The organism is uncultured Senegalimassilia sp., assembly GCF_934630535.1.
Lineage (GTDB): Bacteria > Actinomycetota > Coriobacteriia > Coriobacteriales > Eggerthellaceae > Senegalimassilia.
The window spans coordinates 48276-66509 of sequence record NZ_CAKTVU010000002.1 but is presented as its reverse complement, the minus strand read 5'-3'; the positions used below and the strand labels follow the sequence as shown (position 1 = coordinate 66509).

General features: G+C 62.0%; 16 protein-coding genes. 7 read left to right on the top strand and 9 right to left on the bottom strand.

Annotated features, from left to right (window positions below; all coding sequences use genetic code 11):
- Window positions 1-47: 47 nt before the first annotated feature.
- The 7 genes from Q0D52_RS01850 to Q0D52_RS01820 all read right to left on the bottom strand — a co-directional run bounded on the left by Q0D52_RS01850 (window position 48) and on the right by Q0D52_RS01820 (window position 7053).
- Entirely contained in the window at window positions 48-707 is a 660-nt protein-coding gene (locus Q0D52_RS01850; protein ID WP_294379967.1) for an ATP-binding protein, read from the bottom strand.
- Between the two features lie 100 nt (window positions 708-807).
- Window positions 808-1164: a MarR family transcriptional regulator gene (locus Q0D52_RS01845; RefSeq protein WP_294379829.1), complete on the bottom strand. Its 357-nt coding sequence runs from the start codon at window positions 1162-1164 to the stop codon at window positions 808-810.
- 388 nt (window positions 1165-1552) lie between these two features.
- Entirely contained in the window at window positions 1553-3541 is a 1989-nt protein-coding gene (locus tag Q0D52_RS01840; protein WP_294379828.1) for a hypothetical protein, read from the bottom strand.
- A gap of 202 nt (window positions 3542-3743) precedes the next feature.
- Complete coding sequence (locus Q0D52_RS01835) at window positions 3744-4769, bottom strand: aldose 1-epimerase family protein (protein ID WP_294379827.1); 1026 nt, start codon at window positions 4767-4769, stop codon at window positions 3744-3746.
- A 223-nt stretch (window positions 4770-4992) separates the two neighbouring features.
- On the bottom strand, window positions 4993-5976 hold the full coding sequence (locus Q0D52_RS01830; protein ID WP_294379826.1) for a TlpA disulfide reductase family protein: 984 nt from the start codon (window positions 5974-5976) through the stop codon (window positions 4993-4995).
- A complete protein-coding gene (locus Q0D52_RS01825) occupies window positions 5973-6914 on the bottom strand; it encodes a 4Fe-4S binding protein (RefSeq protein WP_294379825.1) in 942 nt (313 codons plus the stop codon). The genes Q0D52_RS01830 and Q0D52_RS01825 overlap by 4 nt, the downstream gene beginning before the upstream one ends.
- Window positions 6907-7053: a CD1871A family CXXC motif-containing protein gene (locus Q0D52_RS01820; RefSeq protein WP_220240876.1), complete on the bottom strand. Its 147-nt coding sequence runs from the start codon at window positions 7051-7053 to the stop codon at window positions 6907-6909. The genes Q0D52_RS01825 and Q0D52_RS01820 overlap by 8 nt, the downstream gene beginning before the upstream one ends.
- Before the next feature lie 90 nt (window positions 7054-7143).
- Between Q0D52_RS01820 and Q0D52_RS01815 the strand changes: the two genes are divergently transcribed.
- Window positions 7144-7818 carry a response regulator transcription factor gene (locus Q0D52_RS01815; protein WP_294379966.1) on the top strand — a complete coding sequence of 225 codons (675 nt, stop codon included), beginning with the start codon at window positions 7144-7146 and terminating at the stop codon, window positions 7816-7818.
- Entirely contained in the window at window positions 7815-8957 is a 1143-nt protein-coding gene (locus Q0D52_RS01810; RefSeq protein WP_294379824.1) for a HAMP domain-containing sensor histidine kinase, read from the top strand. Before Q0D52_RS01815 ends, Q0D52_RS01810 begins: the two co-directional genes overlap by 4 nt.
- A 189-nt stretch (window positions 8958-9146) precedes the next feature.
- On the opposite strand, the gene Q0D52_RS01805 is transcribed toward Q0D52_RS01810, so the two are convergent.
- Together Q0D52_RS01805 and Q0D52_RS01800 are read right to left on the bottom strand one after the other, a co-directional pair.
- Window positions 9147-10520 (bottom strand): SPFH domain-containing protein, encoded by a 1374-nt coding sequence (locus Q0D52_RS01805; RefSeq protein ID WP_294379823.1) that lies wholly within the window; start codon window positions 10518-10520, stop codon window positions 9147-9149.
- A gap of 144 nt (window positions 10521-10664) precedes the next feature.
- Window positions 10665-12116: a hypothetical protein gene (locus tag Q0D52_RS01800; protein WP_294379822.1), complete on the bottom strand. Its 1452-nt coding sequence runs from the start codon at window positions 12114-12116 to the stop codon at window positions 10665-10667.
- 203 nt (window positions 12117-12319) lie between these two features.
- On the opposite strand from Q0D52_RS01800, the gene Q0D52_RS01795 reads away from it, so the two are divergent.
- The 5 genes from Q0D52_RS01795 to Q0D52_RS01775 all read left to right on the top strand — a co-directional run bounded on the left by Q0D52_RS01795 (window position 12320) and on the right by Q0D52_RS01775 (window position 18215).
- On the top strand, window positions 12320-14104 hold the full coding sequence (locus tag Q0D52_RS01795; protein WP_294379821.1) for a hypothetical protein: 1785 nt from the start codon (window positions 12320-12322) through the stop codon (window positions 14102-14104).
- Window positions 14104-15540 (top strand): sensor histidine kinase, encoded by a 1437-nt coding sequence (locus Q0D52_RS01790; protein ID WP_294379820.1) that lies wholly within the window; start codon window positions 14104-14106, stop codon window positions 15538-15540. Before Q0D52_RS01795 ends, Q0D52_RS01790 begins: the two co-directional genes overlap by 1 nt.
- Window positions 15541-15604: 64 nt before the next feature.
- A complete protein-coding gene (locus Q0D52_RS01785; protein WP_294379819.1) occupies window positions 15605-16246 on the top strand; it encodes a response regulator transcription factor in 642 nt (213 codons plus the stop codon).
- A gap of 318 nt (window positions 16247-16564) precedes the next feature.
- A complete protein-coding gene (locus Q0D52_RS01780) occupies window positions 16565-17296 on the top strand; it encodes a DUF4428 domain-containing protein (protein WP_294361716.1) in 732 nt (243 codons plus the stop codon).
- Between the two features lie 106 nt (window positions 17297-17402).
- Complete coding sequence (locus Q0D52_RS01775; protein WP_294379818.1) at window positions 17403-18215, top strand: hypothetical protein; 813 nt, start codon at window positions 17403-17405, stop codon at window positions 18213-18215.
- Window positions 18216-18234: the final 19 nt, after the last annotated feature.

The following is an 18234-nucleotide window of genomic DNA, read 5'->3' as shown; positions in this document are numbered from 1 at the left end:
TCGATCGGCTTGGCTAGGTGGGCGTTCATGCCGGCTTCAAGGCATTCCTACACGTCCTCTTGGAACGCGTTGCCCGTCATCGCGATGATAGGGATGCTCACCGCATCAGGGCGATCGAGAGCGCGAATGGCCCTGGTGGCAGCCAAGCCGTCCATCTTCGGCATCACCACGTCCATGAGTATGACATCGAAGGTTCCGACGGGGCTTTTGGCAAACGCCTCCAGCGCCTGCGCGCCATCGCCTGCAATCGAGACGTATGCGCCATCGCTTTCCAGAAGCGTTGCGGCGATTTCCGCGTTCAGGTCGTTGTCTTCGGCCAGCAGCAAGCGTCGACCTTGCAGGGCAGATCCGCTCGCGACCTGCTCGGTCTCACGCGGGGCCGGAGCCGGATCGAACGGGATGGAGATCACGAACGCGGACCCCACGTTCAGCTTGCTGGAAACTTTGATGGTTCCGCCCATAAGCTCAACGAGCTGCTTAACGATCGGCATGCCCAAACCAGTACCGCTAACGCCGTTGCCTGCGTTTTCCTCCCGCGCAAAAGGTTCGAAAACGTGCTCCAGGAACTCCTGGCTCATGCCGATGCCGGTGTCGGCGATCTCCCAGCGAACCAAAATCTTGCCATCGGGTTGCTCGTTTGAAACCACATGCGTTATCACCCTGCCGCCGCGGCGGTTGTATTTGACGCAGTTGCTATAGATGTTCAGGAGGATCTGACATCAGCCGATACGCCCCTTTTCCGTATAGCCTAAACGAAAAGCCGCCGACGCACTTAGCCGTCGGCGGCCTAAGAACAACCGCAACCTATTATCTTGAACCCGCGCCGATGAAGTAGACGTTGCCGAGCTGGGAACCGTTTTCGTCGAAGCGCGCCCTTGAGATGATCAGCCCGTCGTCGCGCATGCGGCGCACGGCACGATCGACCGTCTTCGGGCACACGCCGAGCTTTTCGGCGATGGCTTGCTTGGTATCAGTACACCCCTGCGCTCCGCACGATGCGATGTAGCCGAGGATCCGCAATTGCGAATCGGTCAATCCCACACCACGTTTTCGCTCAACTTGCTCCGCTGCGGTCTGGCCCACGGTACATCCCTCTTTCATGGTGAAATCGACGGAATCCGCAAGACCATAGCCGAACGCCGCGACAGCTTCCCTGACACGCAATGCCCCTTGCAAAGCGTGCGAATAATGATGGGGGTACTTTAGCGCAACCGTATGGTTTGCGTCAAGCGTGTTTTGTCACCCCCTGTCCACTTAGGCGATTGCCATTCGGTGTAAGGCCGATAATCGATTTATATGGGGTTTTGACCACTTTAGCGGAAACTAGCATGCAGCAGATTTTTCAAAAGCACGTCATTTGGGGGCGGGGGAATCGATAGCGTGAGCGACCTAAAGGGAAACGCCGCCGCGATGGTGGTCGCGGCGGCGCGCTTAGTCGTGGCAAAATCGAAGCCCCAACGATCAGATCCAGCCCGTCTCGAGCATCACGAGACAAGCGGAAATCCGAGCAGGTGCGAGGCGCGACGCGAGCAGATGTTGAGCTCAGGCGTGCCTAGCGGTTACGGCGCTTTGCTGCGGCGACGGCCGTGACCGCCGTCGCTCCAGCGATTCCCAGAGCAGCTGCCGTTAGGGCCATGTCGTCGCCTGTAGCGGCAAGTTCGCCCGTGGCGGGCTTTGCCGCAGCCTTAGCAGCTGCAGGCTTGACAGGGTTGTCGGCCTTGATCGTGCCGCCGTTGTTATCGCCAGGTTGCGGGTCAGGCTGCGGCGCGGGTTTGGGTGCAACCCCTTCCGGCGTGAAGACTAGATCGGTACTCAGCCACAGGGTGAAAGCACATCCGCTCTCGGGATCGACCTCGCTTGCCTCGCCCACCTGGTAGCCATATTCCACGCCGTTGATCATCAGCTTGGCGCCGGGTGCGAAGTAGAAGCCGCGCGCCGGCTTAAGGTACACGCCGTAGCGGTACGTCACGCCGGGCTTGAAGGCATCGATGTGGTTCGTGATGTTCTTATCCCAGAACTCAACGGAGTTCGCATCGCTGCCATCGCTGCCCATCCAGTATTCGCACTGGAAAATGGCGTTCGAGCCTTCCGGAGTGCCCGCCGTGAACACCGGCTTGTCGCCCGCCTTGAAGGTGGTCGTGGCGCCATTGATCTCGATAAGGTCGATGGCCTGCCATTCGCCGATCGGCTGCTCGCACAGCATATTCGCCGCATTCGGCGCAAACACACCCTCGACGGTCTTGAAGGTATTGCTCACCCAATGGCCGTTGACGTTCACGTTGTAGTCATCGGCCAGGGTGTTGCCATCCTTGAGCCGCAGCTCAACGGAGTACATGTAGAACTTGCCCTCTTCAAAGCGATCGATCTTCTTCATACCCGGCGTGTACTTAGCGGGATCGGAATACCAGAACGCAACGGGCGTGAGCTCTGCGGGGTCGCTGCCGTCCATCTCTTCCCAGCACTCGTAGGCAATCTCGTACTTGTCGGCATCGGCGACAGGAATCGTCGCGGTCGCACGCGGGGCCTCGCCGGGCGCATAGTCGGTCTTCACGTTGTTGACGTTCAGATTTTCGAGAGCTTTGTTTTCCGATGCAACGAGCGTGATAGTGCTATTGATGGCATAGCGGATATAGTAATCGTCCCTGGTTTCGTTGACGACGACCGAACCCCCCGGCTTGTAGGCGTTGAAGATATCGTCGGGATCGCCAACGATGATATGGTCACCCTCATAGTCGGTGCCGGTATACGTCAGTGACGCACCGATATAAAGGGCCTCATTGCGCGTAAGCTGGTATGCGCCGCTTGCCGCGCCGCCCGTAAAGGTGAGCGTCAGCCTCATGTGACTGCCGACAGGTTCGAAATGAGCCGTCACATCAGACATGGATGCGTCCAGAACTTCGACAAGGGAGCCTGAAGCGGCATCGGCCCGGTAATACTTTGTCTCGACGATTCCGCTGAGCGGCGTTTCCGGTATGCCGCCTTCCACATCGGGAAAATCGAAAGTGTAGGGCTGCCCCTTCATAAGCGTGATATCGCCCGGAAGCACGCAGTCCGTGTAATGGTCGACCACGGTGGTGTTGATCTTCACGCCGCCTTCGCCGCCGACGACGTCGGTCACGCCGCAGGTCTGGATGGCATCGTTGGCCGGCGCGGCGCTGTCGGCGGAGCCGCTCGCCGTTGCCGCCGGCGTGGCGGGCTGAGCCTGCTGGGCAGCGGCCTGCTGGTCGGCCGGGGCGCTATCGGTTGCAGGCGCGGAAGCTGCTGGCGCCGCCGACGCGGGCGTCGCGTTTGCCGCGGGGACGGTTTCCGCCGCAGGCGTTGCTTGAGCTGCCGGGGCCACGACTGCGGCAGCGTTGCCTGCTGCAGTATCCTGGTCCGCCGCCTCAGCTGCAAGCGAAGCTGCAGGCATGAACAGCTGGCCCGCTATGAGTGCGCTCACGCCGACGCAGGCTATTTTGGTGCCCGTGCGGCGCTCCGCTCCGTTCGTCAGCGGGCAATCCTTCGCGTGGCGTGCTTGGTGTTCAGAGTGTCGTTTGCGCATGGCTGCCTCCTTGGTCAAAAGCCGGTTTCCATGGAGACACATTGCGCCACGTTTTTCCCATTGCCTAGGTTCGCATATGCGAATCCCCTCGCCCACCTGCGGTTTTGCACCCAATCACTTCCTTGTGCATAAGATGCTTATGAGTATCATACTCATAAGCATCTTATAAAAGCAGCCGATTGAACCTTGAAGCGGGGGTCAGCTAGAACAGCGTGAGGTGGAACGTGCGCTCGTTGGTTTCGCCTGGGGCCAGCAGCGTCATGCCGGCTTTGTGCTCGAACACGTCATCCTCGTCGTGGGCGGTGGTGTGCCCCGACCACGGCTCGAGCGCCACGAACGGCGCGTCGTTGGCCGCGGACCATACGCCGATATAGGGAAAACCCGAGAACTCGACGCGCACGCCATGCCCGCTTTTCGTGCCCAGCAGCGTGAGCACGTTGCCGGGAACGTCCGTGAACATCAGCGCATCGTGGGCGAACGACCCGTGCGTCAGCGCCACGGTGTCCGATCCCTGCGGGCATTCGAATGCGTTATCCCAGCTCATAAGGCCATCTTCGCCGATCACCGGCAGCGTGCAGCTCCAAGGGCGGGCGAACTTGAGCACGTAATCCTCGAAGGCCTCGTCGGCCGCAGCGGGCAGCGGCGTGCGAGCAGCGTCCGATTCCGCGCACGTCTCGTTGGCCGCCTCGCCTTCGGCAGCGCCCGCAACGGCGCCCGATTCCCCACTCGCTTCACCCTTGCCATCGCCTACAACCTGCGACGATGCCCCCACGGGCACGTTGAACGCCGGATGCCCGCCCACGCAAAACGGCAGCGTCGCATCGCCGGTGTTCGTCACGCGAAACGTTTGGGAAAGTGTGGCCTCGCCCGTGATGGCGTAGGTCATGTTCAGCTTGAAGCCGTACGGATACGCGGCGCGCGTCTCGGCCGAATCGCGCAGCTCGAAGGTGACCGACGACCCATCGGCGGCGCGGTCGACCACCGCATGCTCGTAGTTGCGCGCGATGCCGTGGCGCCCCATCACGCACGGGCCCTGCGCCGATTCCGCACGCCCATCGCGCAACGAACCCACAATGGGGAACAAAACCGGCGCCCGCCTGGCCCAAAACCGCGGATCGCCCTGCCATAGATACTCGCAGCCATCCAACTGCAGGCTGAGCAGCTGTGCTCCCATAGGATCGACGGCGGCGCTCAAGCGCCCATGGCAAAGGGAAACGGGTTCGGGCATGGCAGGGTCCTTTCTTTCGATATCGATTGCTATCCTACCCGCAAAAAGCGGCGCCCGCATGATATACGGGCGCCGCCATCAAGTTTGCGCATAGCGCGCTTCGTTATGCGGGTCAGGGCCGATGCCTTGCTCCCTCGGTGCCGCATGGAAAGCTATCGAGCCCGAAGTCCCGCGTTGCCCGCATGCCGCAAACCCTTGCCGAGCACAGCGTAACCGCCCCGCTTTATCGTCCGCTGTTCGCAATCGCTTCGTCGATCAGCGCGTCGAGCTTCTTCGCTTGGTCGCCCGACGTGATCGCGCCGACGATGGGCTGCCCCACGATGTTGCCGTTGCTGTCGACCACGTAGGTGGTCGGATACGAGTACAGCTTGGAGGTGAACTTGCCTGCTTCGCTATCCGAGCCGAACCAGATGTTCTTATAGGACACGCCCTTTTTCTCCAAGATGCTCTTCGCCTCGGAAATCGCAGCTTTGTCGCCGTCAAGGGTAAAGGAATTGACGCCTACGACCGCGCCGCCCTTGTCGGCAAGCTTCTGGTTAAGCGCCTCCAATTCCCCAAGCTCGCCCACGCACGGCTTGCAGGTAGTGAACCAGAAGTTGACAACCGTAACGGTGTTGTTCGAGAACAGCTCATCGCTGCTCACGTCGTTACCGTCAAGGTCCTTCCCGTTGAAGCTCGGGAACTTCTCCGACCCTTCGGCTTTTGCCGTCATGCCCGCGCTTTGGGCGTCGACGCTCTCGCCCTGGCCCGGCGTGCTGCCGCATCCGGGGAATTCTTGCTCAAGAGCCGTCAGCTTGTCCTCGATCCGCTTGATCTGCTCCGCTCCGGTTTTCAGCGTTTCCAGCTCCTGCGCCGTGAACTTATCCTTGGCGCCTTCAAGCGTAGCTAGAAGGAAGTCTCCATAGTTGCTGCCATCCTCGATCATCGGGCTTTCCTTGCTGGCCGAAAGGAACAGCTTCTCCCAAAGCTGCGAATCCGCCGAAAGCACTTCGTTTTCCTTCTGCATAAGCTGCTCGTACAGCTTCGCCGCCTCGTCGGCACTGCTCGGCTGTGTCTCGATCAACGCGGCGGCATCGGATGCGCCTGCCGGGCTTTCGTCGCCGCCGGCGCCGGCAGAGCACGCGGCAAGACCGATTGCCAGCAGGGATGCGGCCAGCACCACCGAGATTTTCAACAGCTTCGCATTCATCTTCTTGATCTTCCTCATTTCGATTCCTCCGTTTTTCGATCGATATCCGTCACTCGAATCCTATCCTCATCCGCGACGCGATGGCCGCACGACACGCACATGCCGAAGCGATAGCTGATGGCGTCAGCAGGGCAGGCGTTCACGCACATCCCGCAGCGAATGCATTCGGCGTGGTCTGGTGAAGCCGTCACGTCAACGTCCATCTTGCAGGTCCGCGCGCACGTGCCGCAGGATATGCATTTGCCCCGATCGACCTTCATCCCCAGCAAAGAGACCTTGTTCATCAGGGCGTAGAACGCGCCGAGAGGGCAAACCCATTTGCAAAACGGTCGATAGAACAGCACGCTCAGCACGACCACCGCGATCAAAACCACGAGCTTCCACGTGAACAGCGCCCCCAACGCCGACCGGATGCCGCTGTCAACGAGGGAGAGAGGGATCGCACCCTCGAGAACGCCTTGGGGGCAAATGTACTTGCAAAACAGCGGATCGCCCATGCCGACATCGTTCACCAGCACCGCAGGCAGAAGCACCACCGTCAACGCCAGCACCGCGTACTTCACGAACCTCAACGGTTTGAGCTTGCCCGTGGACAGCTTTTTACCCGGAATCTTGTGCAGCAATTCCTGCAGCCAGCCGAACGGGCACAAGAATCCGCACACGAAACGTCCCAGCAGCACGCCCGTCAAAATCAAAAACCCGGTCACGTAATACGAGAAGCTGAACTTCGACGATCCGACCACCGCTTGAAAGGCGCCGATAGGGCAAGCACCAGCAGCGGCTGGACAGGAATAGCAGTTCAAACCCGGCACGCACACCGCTTTCGAATCGCCCTGGTGAATGCCGCCCTTGATAAGGTTCGGCAGGTGGATATTCGAAAGCAATGCGGCACCCGCCTGGATAAACCCGCGGAAACGGCTTAAAAGCCACGACGCATGGAAGTTTCCCCTACCCAATCCCAACACACTCCAAACACAGCCTGATAGCCTTGCTGAGCACGATGTCGACCTCACCCCGAAGGGCGCCGACGCCCACCATGGCCGCCCCGACGATCAGCAAGATCGCCTGGAATACCGCCTTCCTTGTTTTGAACAATCTGACGCTCCTTTCGTTCTTGGGCATATGTAATCATGTCTGCTATAAAATCCGCGTTAAGGAACAACACGTATGAGCCGGAGGCCCGATATGCGTATTTTGGTTGTCGAGGACGAAAAGGCGCTGTGCGACGCGATCGCCCGCAGCCTTCGCCATCTTGCCTATAGCGTCGATTGCTGCCATGATGGGCAAACGGCCATAGACCTGCTCGCCATCGAAACCTTCGACCTGGTCGTGCTCGACCTGAACCTTCCCGAAGCGGATGGCATGACAGTGCTTGAAATGCTTCGGGAAACCGACCACGACACGAAGGTGCTGATCTTGTCGGCGCGATGCGACATCGCTGATAAGGTAGGCGGCTTGGACGCCGGGGCCAACGATTACCTGACAAAACCGTTTCACCTAGAAGAGCTCGCGGCCAGGATACGAAGCCTGACCCGCAGGCGATTTGTTCAAGACAACACTGTGCTGACCTGCGGAACCCTTTCTTTTGACACAAGCTCTCGTAAGGCTTGCGCAAACAATCGATCCCTTTCCCTGACTCGAAAGGAAACGGGCATATTGGAGTACCTGATGCTCAACCAAGGGCGACCGGTTAGCCAGGAGGAGCTCCTCGAGCACGTGTGGGACTGCAACGCGAACAGCTTCAGCAATTCAGCCAGGGTCCATATGTCGGCGCTCAGGAAGAAGCTGCGCGAAGGGCTCGGGCACGATCCTATCAGCAACCGCATAGGGCAAGGCTACGTGATGGAGGAACGCGAATGAAGGACCTTTCACTGCAATGGCGCATCACGTTGATGACGGCCGCCCTCGTCTGCGCGGCCTGCCTATCGATGAACTTACTTGTCGGCTATTCCGGAATGCAATATATGGATGAGATCGGCAGCGAGGTATCGGCTTATAGCAACGTGAACGAGGATGTTCCCAAGTCATTCGATCCAGGAAGCGAGGGCATCGGCAATGAACTGACGATCGTGGTGAGCGACGCGCAAAAGTCGTTCGGCGCTACAAGCTGGTGCATTACCGCTGCGGTAACGCTTATCGGAGGCGTGCTCGCATATTTTGCAAGCGGCCGCGCACTCAGACCCCTACGGGCTTTCGCCGCGCAAATCGAACACGTGCAACCGGGGAATCTCGCCGATTCGAAAATCAGCGAAGACGTGCTTCCGGAATTCAAAATGTTCAGCGAATCGTTCAACGGCATGATAAATCGCCTTGATGCGGGTTTCGCCGCGCAACGCCAGTTTTCCGGCAACGCCGCGCACGAGTTGCGCACACCGCTGGCGCTCATGCAGGCCCAAATGGAGCTATTCGCAATAGAGCACCCTGACGTACCGCCCGCGACCAACGACCTCCTTAAGCTGCTGCGCGAGCAAACCGAGAGAATGTCGAACATGACGAGCACATTGCTCGAAATGAGCGAGCTGCGCACCATCCCCTGCAACGACGAAATCGAGCTCGCGGCCCTGATCGAGGAGGTGCTAGCAGACCTCGCCCCGCTCGCCGACCAAAAGGGCATCGCCCTCGCCTGTCACGGAAACAGTCTGGTAATCGGCAGTGACCCATTGATGTATCGGATGGTGTTCAACCTTGCGGAGAACGCGATTCGCTACAGCCGTCCCGCCTCGACGATCGACGTGACCATCGACGAGGAAGACGATCGCGTTCTCATCCGCACCAAAGACGAGGGTTTCGGAATCCCCGAACAGCACCGAGACAGCGTATTCCAGCCGTTTTTCCGCATCGACAAGTCTCGCAGCAGGGAATATGGGGGCGTAGGGTTAGGTCTGTCGCTGGTATGGGAAATCGCGACGCTTCATGGTGGCACGATCGAAATCGAGAACAGCTCCAACCGCGGCACCGTCATGCTCGCAACCCTCCCTAAGCTAGGCGTTGCGAAGTAGCCGATTGGGCTCTAAGCATGCCCCGGCAACGGTTCAAGCGCCACGAACGGCGCATCGTTGGTGAAGGGAGCCTACCCGCAAAAAGCGGCGCCCGCATGATATACGGGCGCCGCCATCAAGTTTGCGTATCGCGCTTGGCCGCGCGGGTCGGGACCGATGCCCCGCTTCGCGCGTCTCGCGCTAGCCGCCTTACGGGCGCTTCGTTCCGCAGTTGCTGCAGAACGCGCCGGTGTTGTGCTGGCCGCACTGGCAATCCCAGCCGCCGTCGCCTGCGGGCTTGGGGCTGCCGCAGTTGCTGCAGAACTTGCCGGTGTTCTTCGCACCGCACGAGCAGGTCCACTCACCGGCTGCCGCGGGCGGCTCGGGCTTGGGGCTGCCGCAGTTGCTGCAGAACTTGCCGGTGTTGGAGGCGCCGCAGGAGCACGTCCACGCATCGCCACCTGCAGCAGGTGCCGCCGCCGGCGCAGCCGCGGGAGCGGGCTCGGGGGTAGGAGCCGCGAAGCCGCCGCCCGCCGCCACGGGATACTGGCTTTGCGGGGCGCTGCCGCCCTGGCCGTACAGGCCCTGCGGGTTCATGCCGCCAACCGCGTTGGCCATGCCCATGCCCATGAAGCCCATCATGGCGCCGTTCTCGTTCGCGGCCGCCGTGCGCATAGCGTCGGCCTGCGAAGCCGCCAGGTTGGCAGCCGCCATGTTCGGGTCGCGCATGACCGCGGCCTTCTGCAGGTCCTTGATCATCTGCTCGTCCTCTTCGGACGCCGCAATGGCGTTCACGCCGAAGCTTGCCACCTGCAGACCGCGCAGCTGACCCCACTTCTCCGACAGCACCTCGTTCAACGCGTCGGCAAGCTCGGTGGTGTGCGCCGGCACGGCCGAGTAACGCACGCCCATGGCGCTGATCTTCGCGAACGCCGGCTGCAGCGCGGTCAAAAGCTCGCTTTTCAGCTGCGAGTCGATCTTGTCGCGCGTGTAGGGCTCCTCCACGTTGCCGCAGACGTTCTTGTAGAACATGAGCGGGTCGACGATCTTGTAGGAGTACTCGCCGTTGCAGCGCACGGAGATGTCCACGTCAAGGCCGATGTTGGCGTCCACCACGCGGAACGGCACCGGCTGGGCCGTGCCGTACTTGTTGCCCACGATCTCCTTCGCGTTGAAGAAGTACACGCGCTGGTCCTTGCCCGTGTCGCCGCCGAAGGAGAAACGCGCGCCCACGCGCTCGAAGGACTTCTTGATGCGATCGCCCAGCGTGCCGGACTCGCCGAAGAACAGGCTGGGCTCGGTGGACTTATCGAACACGAACTCGCCCGCCTCGCCGCAAGCGTCCACGATGGCGCCCTGCTCGACGATGATCATGAACTGGCCCTCGTTCACCGCGATGATCGAGCCGTCTGAGATGATGTTGCTCTCGCCCTTGGTATTCGAGCTGCGGCCCTTGTCCGAGATGCGCTTCTGGCCCTTCGCGCACAGCACGTCGGCCTCAAGCGAATCGCAGTAGAAGTACTCGCGCCAAGAGTCGGCCAGCACGCCGCCTGCAGCTCCGATACCCGCTTTGATCAAACCCATGATGTCCTCCTTCTCCGATGCTGCCTGTTCGTTCGTTATCCCAAAACCTGTTCGATTAAGCTTGGTTATACCCGATCGCCTGCGGCGCCGGCCGTTCCGTTACGGAAGCGACGATCGGCGCCGTTCGCAACCGGTGAAAATCGGTTACCGCTTGTCGTCGTCATCCGTTTCCACAAGCGTGCGCGTCTGGTACGAGGTGACGAACGTGTCGTCGCTGCCCGTTAAGTCGAAACTGCCGTTGACCACGTACGCATGCGCGCTGCGCTGCTCCACCGCCGTTTTCATCTGCGAATAGAAGTAGATGCATGTGCCTGCTGCCACGACCAGCGGCACGCCCGCGTCGACGCCCACGCGGGTGACGGTGTCGTCGAACTGGATGAAACCGAAGTCCACACCCAGCATGACGGCGCCGACCACCAGGAAGATGCCCAGGAACCACAGCACCACCTTCAGCGGCGATACCGGCAGATCGCCCACCAAGCGCCCCGTCTGGCCGTTCATGGCGAACAGGAAGTCCTTGTCCTTCCAGCGCGTGTGCAGCATCCACACCGGCAGCAGCGCCTGCTTGATCTCGGAGAACGACACCTCGGCGTCCACGTCTGCCGGGTCGACCTGGTCGTAGCCGGTGACGGTGTCGCGCAGCTGGTCGGCCAGCGTGTTCTCCATGCGGCGCACCGCGCGATGGCAGCACGCGTCGGAATCCTGGTCGTAGCGCTCGGCGGAGAAGCCGGGCAGGTAAGCCACCGAGAACGGGGTCAGCTCGTCGTAGTCGAACGGCTCGATGGCGTCCATGTGCTCGTCGGGCATCTTCGCCGAACCGTCGGCGGGGATGCGCGTGAACTCCGACGAGCCCTGGCGCCACGCGTTGTACACGTGGGTTTCCGTGACCTCGTACTTGCCCTCGCGCCAGGTGCGTATATTGCGCGCCTCGAAGGTGCCCTCGCCGCTGGCCGATCCGTCGTAAAGCCAGAACGGCACGTACACGCCCTGCACATGGGCGATGCGGTTTTGTGCGGCGAATTCCTTCGGAAGGAACTTCTTGCCCTTGTAGTACTCGGTAAGCGTCTGCTCGGCGGCGGCTTTGTCCAGCTTGAACGGGATGACCAGGTCGGGCTTGGCGGTGTCCACGAACGAGCCGGGCGCCATGGCCTGGTTGCCGCAGTACGGGCATTCCTGGATGGCGGTGGTAGCGTCGGACGTCAGCTGAGCGCCGCACGATGAGCACAGGTACGTGCGCATACCCGCGCGCTCCTCATCGTTCCAGCTGGCGCGCGAGAGGTACGACGCGATAGAGCTGTCGGCCTGGGCGCCCACCGCCACGGCAGCGTCGATGACGTCCTCGGTGACCACCGACGACGCCCCGGCGGCCTCGTCGGCCATGCGCTCGAAGCTTGATTGCTCGCCGGCTTCGGCACGTGCGGCCGCGGCCTCCGCCTTCTCGTCGGCCTCACGCTGCTTGGCCGCGTACGCCTCCTCGACCTGGGCCGGCGTGAACGTCGATTCGCAGAATTCGCACTCGAGCAAGCCGCTATCGCCCTTGTAGCGCAGCGGTCCCATGCAGTTCGGACATTGATAGTTCACCGATTCTTGGGCCATGGCTTTTTCCCCTTTCCCGAATGCGTATGTGGAGAAAACCTCTGGTAACAGCTTACCAAAGCCGGGCGTTCCAAGAGCGCCATGCTGTCCCATTTTCAGCCGCATTTCAGCAACCCGCGGCCCGACTTTGCGATCCGAGGGCCAAAGCCGAATCGAGCGCGTACAATGAGCCGAAACGACCGAGCGGGAAGGGGAAGGCGGCCATGGATATCGACCGTAAGCGCGTGCTGATCGCGTGCGCCATCGCCGGCGCCGTGCTGGGGCTCGTGCTCGCCGCGCTACAGGCCGCAGGCTCCTTCGCCACGCCGAACCTGCACGGCATGCCCACCGGCGCATCAAGGTCGACGGGCTTCATGCTGGCAATGGCCCCCTTGCTGGCTGCCTGGGGGTTCACCATCCACCTGCGCTGTTCCGACGCGCAGATCGCGCGCTATCTGAAGGCCAACGCCGCCCTGTGCGTCGCCTGGCTGCTCATCGTCACGCTTAAATACCCTACCGGCAACGACCATCTGGTTTCCATCATGTGGTACCTCTATTACGTGCCCATGCTGCTGACCAGCACGTTCAGCCTGTTCAGCGCCATGCGCGCCGCGGCGCTCGACCGCAGGACCGTCACAGGTTACGCGAAACGGGCCATCCTGGCCATCGACGCGGCGCTCATCCTGCTGGTGCTCACGAACAACCTGCACCACGTGGTGTTCCGCTTCTCGTTCGACGACCCGTTGTGGTCGGGCAGCTACACATACGGCCCGGGGTATTGGGTGGTGCTCGGTTGGATCATCGCGCAGATCGCGTTGTTCTTCGCCTGCTCGTTCGCCGCGGCGCGCCGACAGCTGCGCAGCGCGTTCGTGCCCATGGCCCTTGTCGTGGGCGTGCTCGGGGTGTACACGGTGCTTTACATCCTGCGGTTCCTGATCGGCTCCAACCTTGCGCTCGTGTACAGCATTCTGCTGATATCCTGCCTTGAGATAGCTCTTGACCTGGGGATACTTCCTTCATACTACTGGAGCGAGTCCATGTTCTCCGCGCTTCCGTTCAACCTGCGCATCCTTTCGCGCACCGGCGAGGTTGCGCTGCACACCGCGCAGTTCCACCCAAGCGACAACGACGACACGCTGCATCCCATGTTCCTGCAGTCCGGCCTTCCCCGCCGGAGCATCTCGAGCTTCCGCACCACGGCGGTCCCTCATACGATGTTTCGAGGCTACAACGTCACCGGCGGCTCGGCGCTGCTGGCAGAGGACGTCACCGCCATCGACGAACGGCGGGAAACGCTCGAGCAGCGAAGGGACAGCCTGCGGGCGCACAACGAGCTGCTGAAGCATCGCCACGCCATCGACAGCGTGCTGTACCGCACGCAGCAGGAGCGCGCGCTGGTCGACGAGATCGAGCAGACGCTTGCGGCGAAGACCCGCCGCATCGACGAGCTTCTCTCCGACCTCCCCCGCGGCAACGACCCGCAAAGCCTGGCGCAGCGGCGCGAGCGGCTCACCGAGGTCAAGCTGCTCATCGCGTACTGCAAGCGCAAGGGCGGCCTGGTGCTGGCAGGGAAAAGCGACCCGGCGTTCAACCGCGAACGCCTTCAGCTGGTGTTCAACGAAACGGCCTCCGACCTGCGCACATTAGGCATCGATTGCGCCGCGCTCGTGGACGTCAAGCGCGTGCTGGCCGCGTCCACGGTAAGCGTGCTCTACGACTGCCTGTACGATTTCGCGGCGGCGGCGTTCGCGGCGAACAACCCCATCCTCATGCTGTTCGTCAGCGACAAGGTCGAAGCCGGCGAAGGCCCGGGCACCGGGAAGCAGCGCGTCGTGGAGATGCGCGCCGCCCTGGAGGCCGAGGAGTCGGCGCAAACCGAAGGCTACACACGCTCCCTTGAGGAGCTGCGCCGGGTCCTCGAGCTCCGCGACGTCAGCTTCTCCCTTGATGTCGCGCCCGCAGGCGCGACGCTGGCCGTGCGCGTGAGCGAAGGCGAGGGGGTCGCATAATGGGAGACCTGCTGTTCACGAAGATCCCCGTGGTGGCAACGCTTACGGCCGTGTTCTTCCTGCTGAGCGCCGCGCAGACGCTGCATGTGCTGTTCCTAGGCGCACGCAAAAGCGGCCGTCCGGTATCGGTGGCCACCGTGTACGAGGCGCTGCTGGTGGTGCACCTGTATCTTGCCACCGCCACCATGCTGTCAGCATACGCGAACCACGGCACCCTGCTGCTACACCTGCGCATAACGGCGCTGCCCTTAAGCGCGCTGCTCTGGTTCAACCTGGCCTTGGCCGTCATGGGGCTAGCGCTTGCCATTCGTTATCGTAAACCGGTGATGACCTGGGAGATCGCGCTTTTCGCCCTGTGTTCGCCGCCCGTTATCGATGCCGCCGGGGCCTTCGCGCCGTACCTGTTCATAGCCGATGCCGCGTTCCTGACGTTCCGCGTGAGCGCGGGGCTGATCTTGGATATCCGGCGATTCCGCAACAGCATCACGCGGCTTTCCGCCATCGAGGCCATCGATCGCCTGCCCGAGGGCCTGGCCATGGCCGAGCGGAGCGGCCGCGTGCTGTACATGAACGACGCCATGCGGTGGTGTCTCATGGAGCTCGGCTTCGCCACCGACCTGTCCGACGTCAGCATGCTGTGGGAGAACCTGTGCAAAATCGCGAAACGCGGCGCGGCGCCCATAAACGACGTGCTGCCCGAAGGCGTGCGCATCCAGGTCGGGGAAGGCAACGTGCGCCTGTTCAAGCGCGACACCGCCGAGGTCAACGGCAAGACCTACCGCCGCCTGACCGCCATCGACGTCACGGAGGAGGAGCAGCTCAACACCACCATCGCGCGCACGAACGACCTGCTTGAGCAGGCGAACCGCGAACTGGAGGAATCGCTTGCGGGCGTTCGCGAGGTCGCGCGCAACGAGGCCATGCTGCACATGAAGGCGCGCGTACACGACACCATCGGCCAGCGCCTTTCCATCCTGCACCGCTACCTTGAGGACGGCAGCAGCAATCCCCAGGTGCTCGATCAGGTCACGGACCTGGTGCGCAGCATGATGGAGGACCTCGGCCGCGCCGACGACGAGCAATCTCCCACCGAGCTGGTCTCCATCGTGAGCGCGTTCGAGCTGGTTGGCGTGCGCATCGAGCAGATCGGCAGCCTGCCCAAAGCGCCCGCCGTGGCCGAGGCGTTCGTCACCATCTGCCGCGAAGCCGCCACCAACGCAGTCAAGCACGGCCAGGCCCATAACGTGCGCATCGCCTTCGAGGAAAGCGACAGCTCGTACACGCTGCGTGTAACCAACGACGGCCTGGCGGGTCCCAGCGATTTCCGCGAGGGAACGGGCCTTCCCAGCATGCGAGAGGCCGTTGGCGCGGTCGGCGGCACCTGCCAGGTGACGGCCACCCAGCCTTTCACCCTAGAAGCGGTGGTTCCACGGTAGAATAGAGGGTATCGCCGCTGTTCCGGCGATATGCAGGGACCGCCTTCTAGCCCAGGGGGACGCCATGATCGACATGGTCATCGCCGAAGATCAAGCCATGCTGCGCGATTCGCTCGCGTGCGCCATCGACATGCAGGATGACATGCACGTCGTGGCGGCCATCGCCGATGCGGCCGACGCCCTCTCCGCGGTCGAGAAGCACCACGCAAACCTAGCGCTTTTGGACGTGTGCACGGAAAACGATTCCAGCGGCATCGTCGCGGCCGCCGCCATCAAGGAGGCGCACCCCGACGTGCGCGTGGTCATCATGACGGGCATGCCCGAGATCACGTTCGTCGAGCAGGCCCGCGCCGCCGGCGTGGACAGCTTCGTGTACAAGAACGTGGGCACGGCCGAGCTCATCGCCGTCATCCGCTCCACCATGGAGGGCTATTCCACGTTCCCGCGCCCCCAATCCAACGCGCTTTCCGGCGCCGCGGCGCTCTCGCAAACCGAGATCGACATCCTGCGCCTGGTGTGCGAGACGAAAACGCGCAAGGAAATCGCACAGGAGCTGTACCTTTCTGAAGGCACCGTGAAGCGCCACATCTCCGAGATCTTGGCAAAAACCGGCTACGACAACATCCTGCGCCTGGCCGTGCACGCGGTTTCCAGCGGTCTCATCATCCCCGGCATGGGCCGCAACACCGAGCAATCTGAGGAATAGGGGCGCAAAATTGCCGCTATTCGGGCACTGATGCGAAGCTGGGCGCGCCCTAGCTTCCGCGCGTCCCGTTCCCGTCATTCGCGCGAGACGCACGGCACATGACGAAAGCTCCGCCCTGCTAGACTTTCGCGCACCCCTTCCCACGCACCCGCCCAAAAACCCCGACGCATAACGCAAGCTTTTTCGGCCTCCTGAACGGTAACCTGAGCCGCTCGGTCCGCTTTTGCACCCCTTTTCGAGCCGTAGGGCGCTTCTTCGCCTTCCCCGCTTCTGCCATTATCGGGGTACGGAGTTGGAGACGACGAAAGGGGGCGCGACATGGGGCTGTTCGGAAAGATGTTCGAAAAGAAAACCTGCAGCATCTGCGGCGGCGAGATTGGGCTTCTGGGCAATCGCAAGCTTGAGGACGGCAACCTGTGCAAGGAGTGCGCGGGCAAGCTGTCGCCGTTTTTCAGCGACCGACGCGCGAGCACCGTCGAGCAGATCGCCGAGCAGCTTGAGTACCGCGAGGCCAATCGGCAGAAGGTGGCGGAGCTCAACGTCACGCGCACGCTCGGCTGCGACATGAAGGTGATGCTCGACGAGGATGCGAAGCGCTTCATTGTCACGCGCAATTCCCGTTGGCGCGACGCAAACCCCGATGTCATGGACTTTTCCCAGGTCACGGGCTGCGACACCGAGATTCGCGAAACCCGCAACGAGCTCACCTGGAAAGACGACGAGGGTCATTCGCAAAGCTACGACCCGCCACGCTACGACATCGACTACGACGTGTACGTCACCATCCACGTGAACTCGCCGTACTTCAATGAGATCACGTTCAAGGTCAACGACTACCGCATCGAGGAACGCAATTCCGTGGAATACCGCGAGGCGGAGCGTCAGGCGCAGCAGATTCGCGAGGCGCTCACGCAGCTTCGCGAGACCGTTCGCGAGCAGGCGGCGGCAGCCGCGGCGCCGAAAACCGCGCAAACCTGCCCGTTCTGCGGCGCCACCACCGTCCCCGATGCGCAAGGACGCTGCGAGTACTGCGGCGGCGCGATGGGATAAGCGCCCGCCGGGTTGATTTGAGGCAAGCGCGTAAGCAGGGCACACGCCTTCGGCATGGGACCGAAGGTTCGCCATAGGAGCATCAACAAGAAAGGGAGTGAGGGACATGAAGAGGAAGCTATTGGTATGCGCGTTGGTAGCATGCGCGATGACGCTGTGCTTGACACTTACCGGCTGCGGCGGTGGCGGCGCGACCAACGACAAGGACGCGAAAGAGGCGTTCATCGGATCGTGGAAGCTGGCGGGCATGGTGTCCGACGGCGAAGAGGCCACCGCTGAGGACATCGCCATGCTCGACGCGTTCGGCATGAGCGTGGGCCTGAACGTTAACGAGGACGGCACCTGTGCTCTCGTCATGTTCGGCGAGCCCCTTGATGGCACGTGGGAGGCCAAGAGCGCCACGGAAGCCAAGTTCACCATCGATGGCAGCCCCATCACCGCAACCATCACCGACGGTAAGCTGCAGATGACCGACGACGGCTACGCCATGACGTTCGAGCGCGGCGAGGTCAAGACCAGCGGCACTGCGGGCGACGCAAAGGCCGCAACCACCTCCGACAAGAACACCGTCGCCGTTGACAAGGTGCTCGTCGACGATGAGAACTGCACCATCACCGTGCTGAACAAGAAGCAGGATTGGCTCGACGACTGCGGCTACACCTTCAAGGTTGAGAACAAGACCGCCGACAAGACCGTCCTGTTCATGGCCGAGTATGGCACCTTCAGCGTCGACGGCCAGATGGTCGACTTCACCCTGACCGAGACCGTCAAGCCCGGTATGTTCGCCGAGACCTTCGGTTACTTCGACAGCACCAAGGTTACCGACATCGACGCCATGAAGAACGTCGCCGGCACCATCAGCCTGATGGACAACGACAGCTACGAGACCATCGCCAGCTATCCCATCGAGCTCGCCTAGCACCAAGCGAACTCGAACG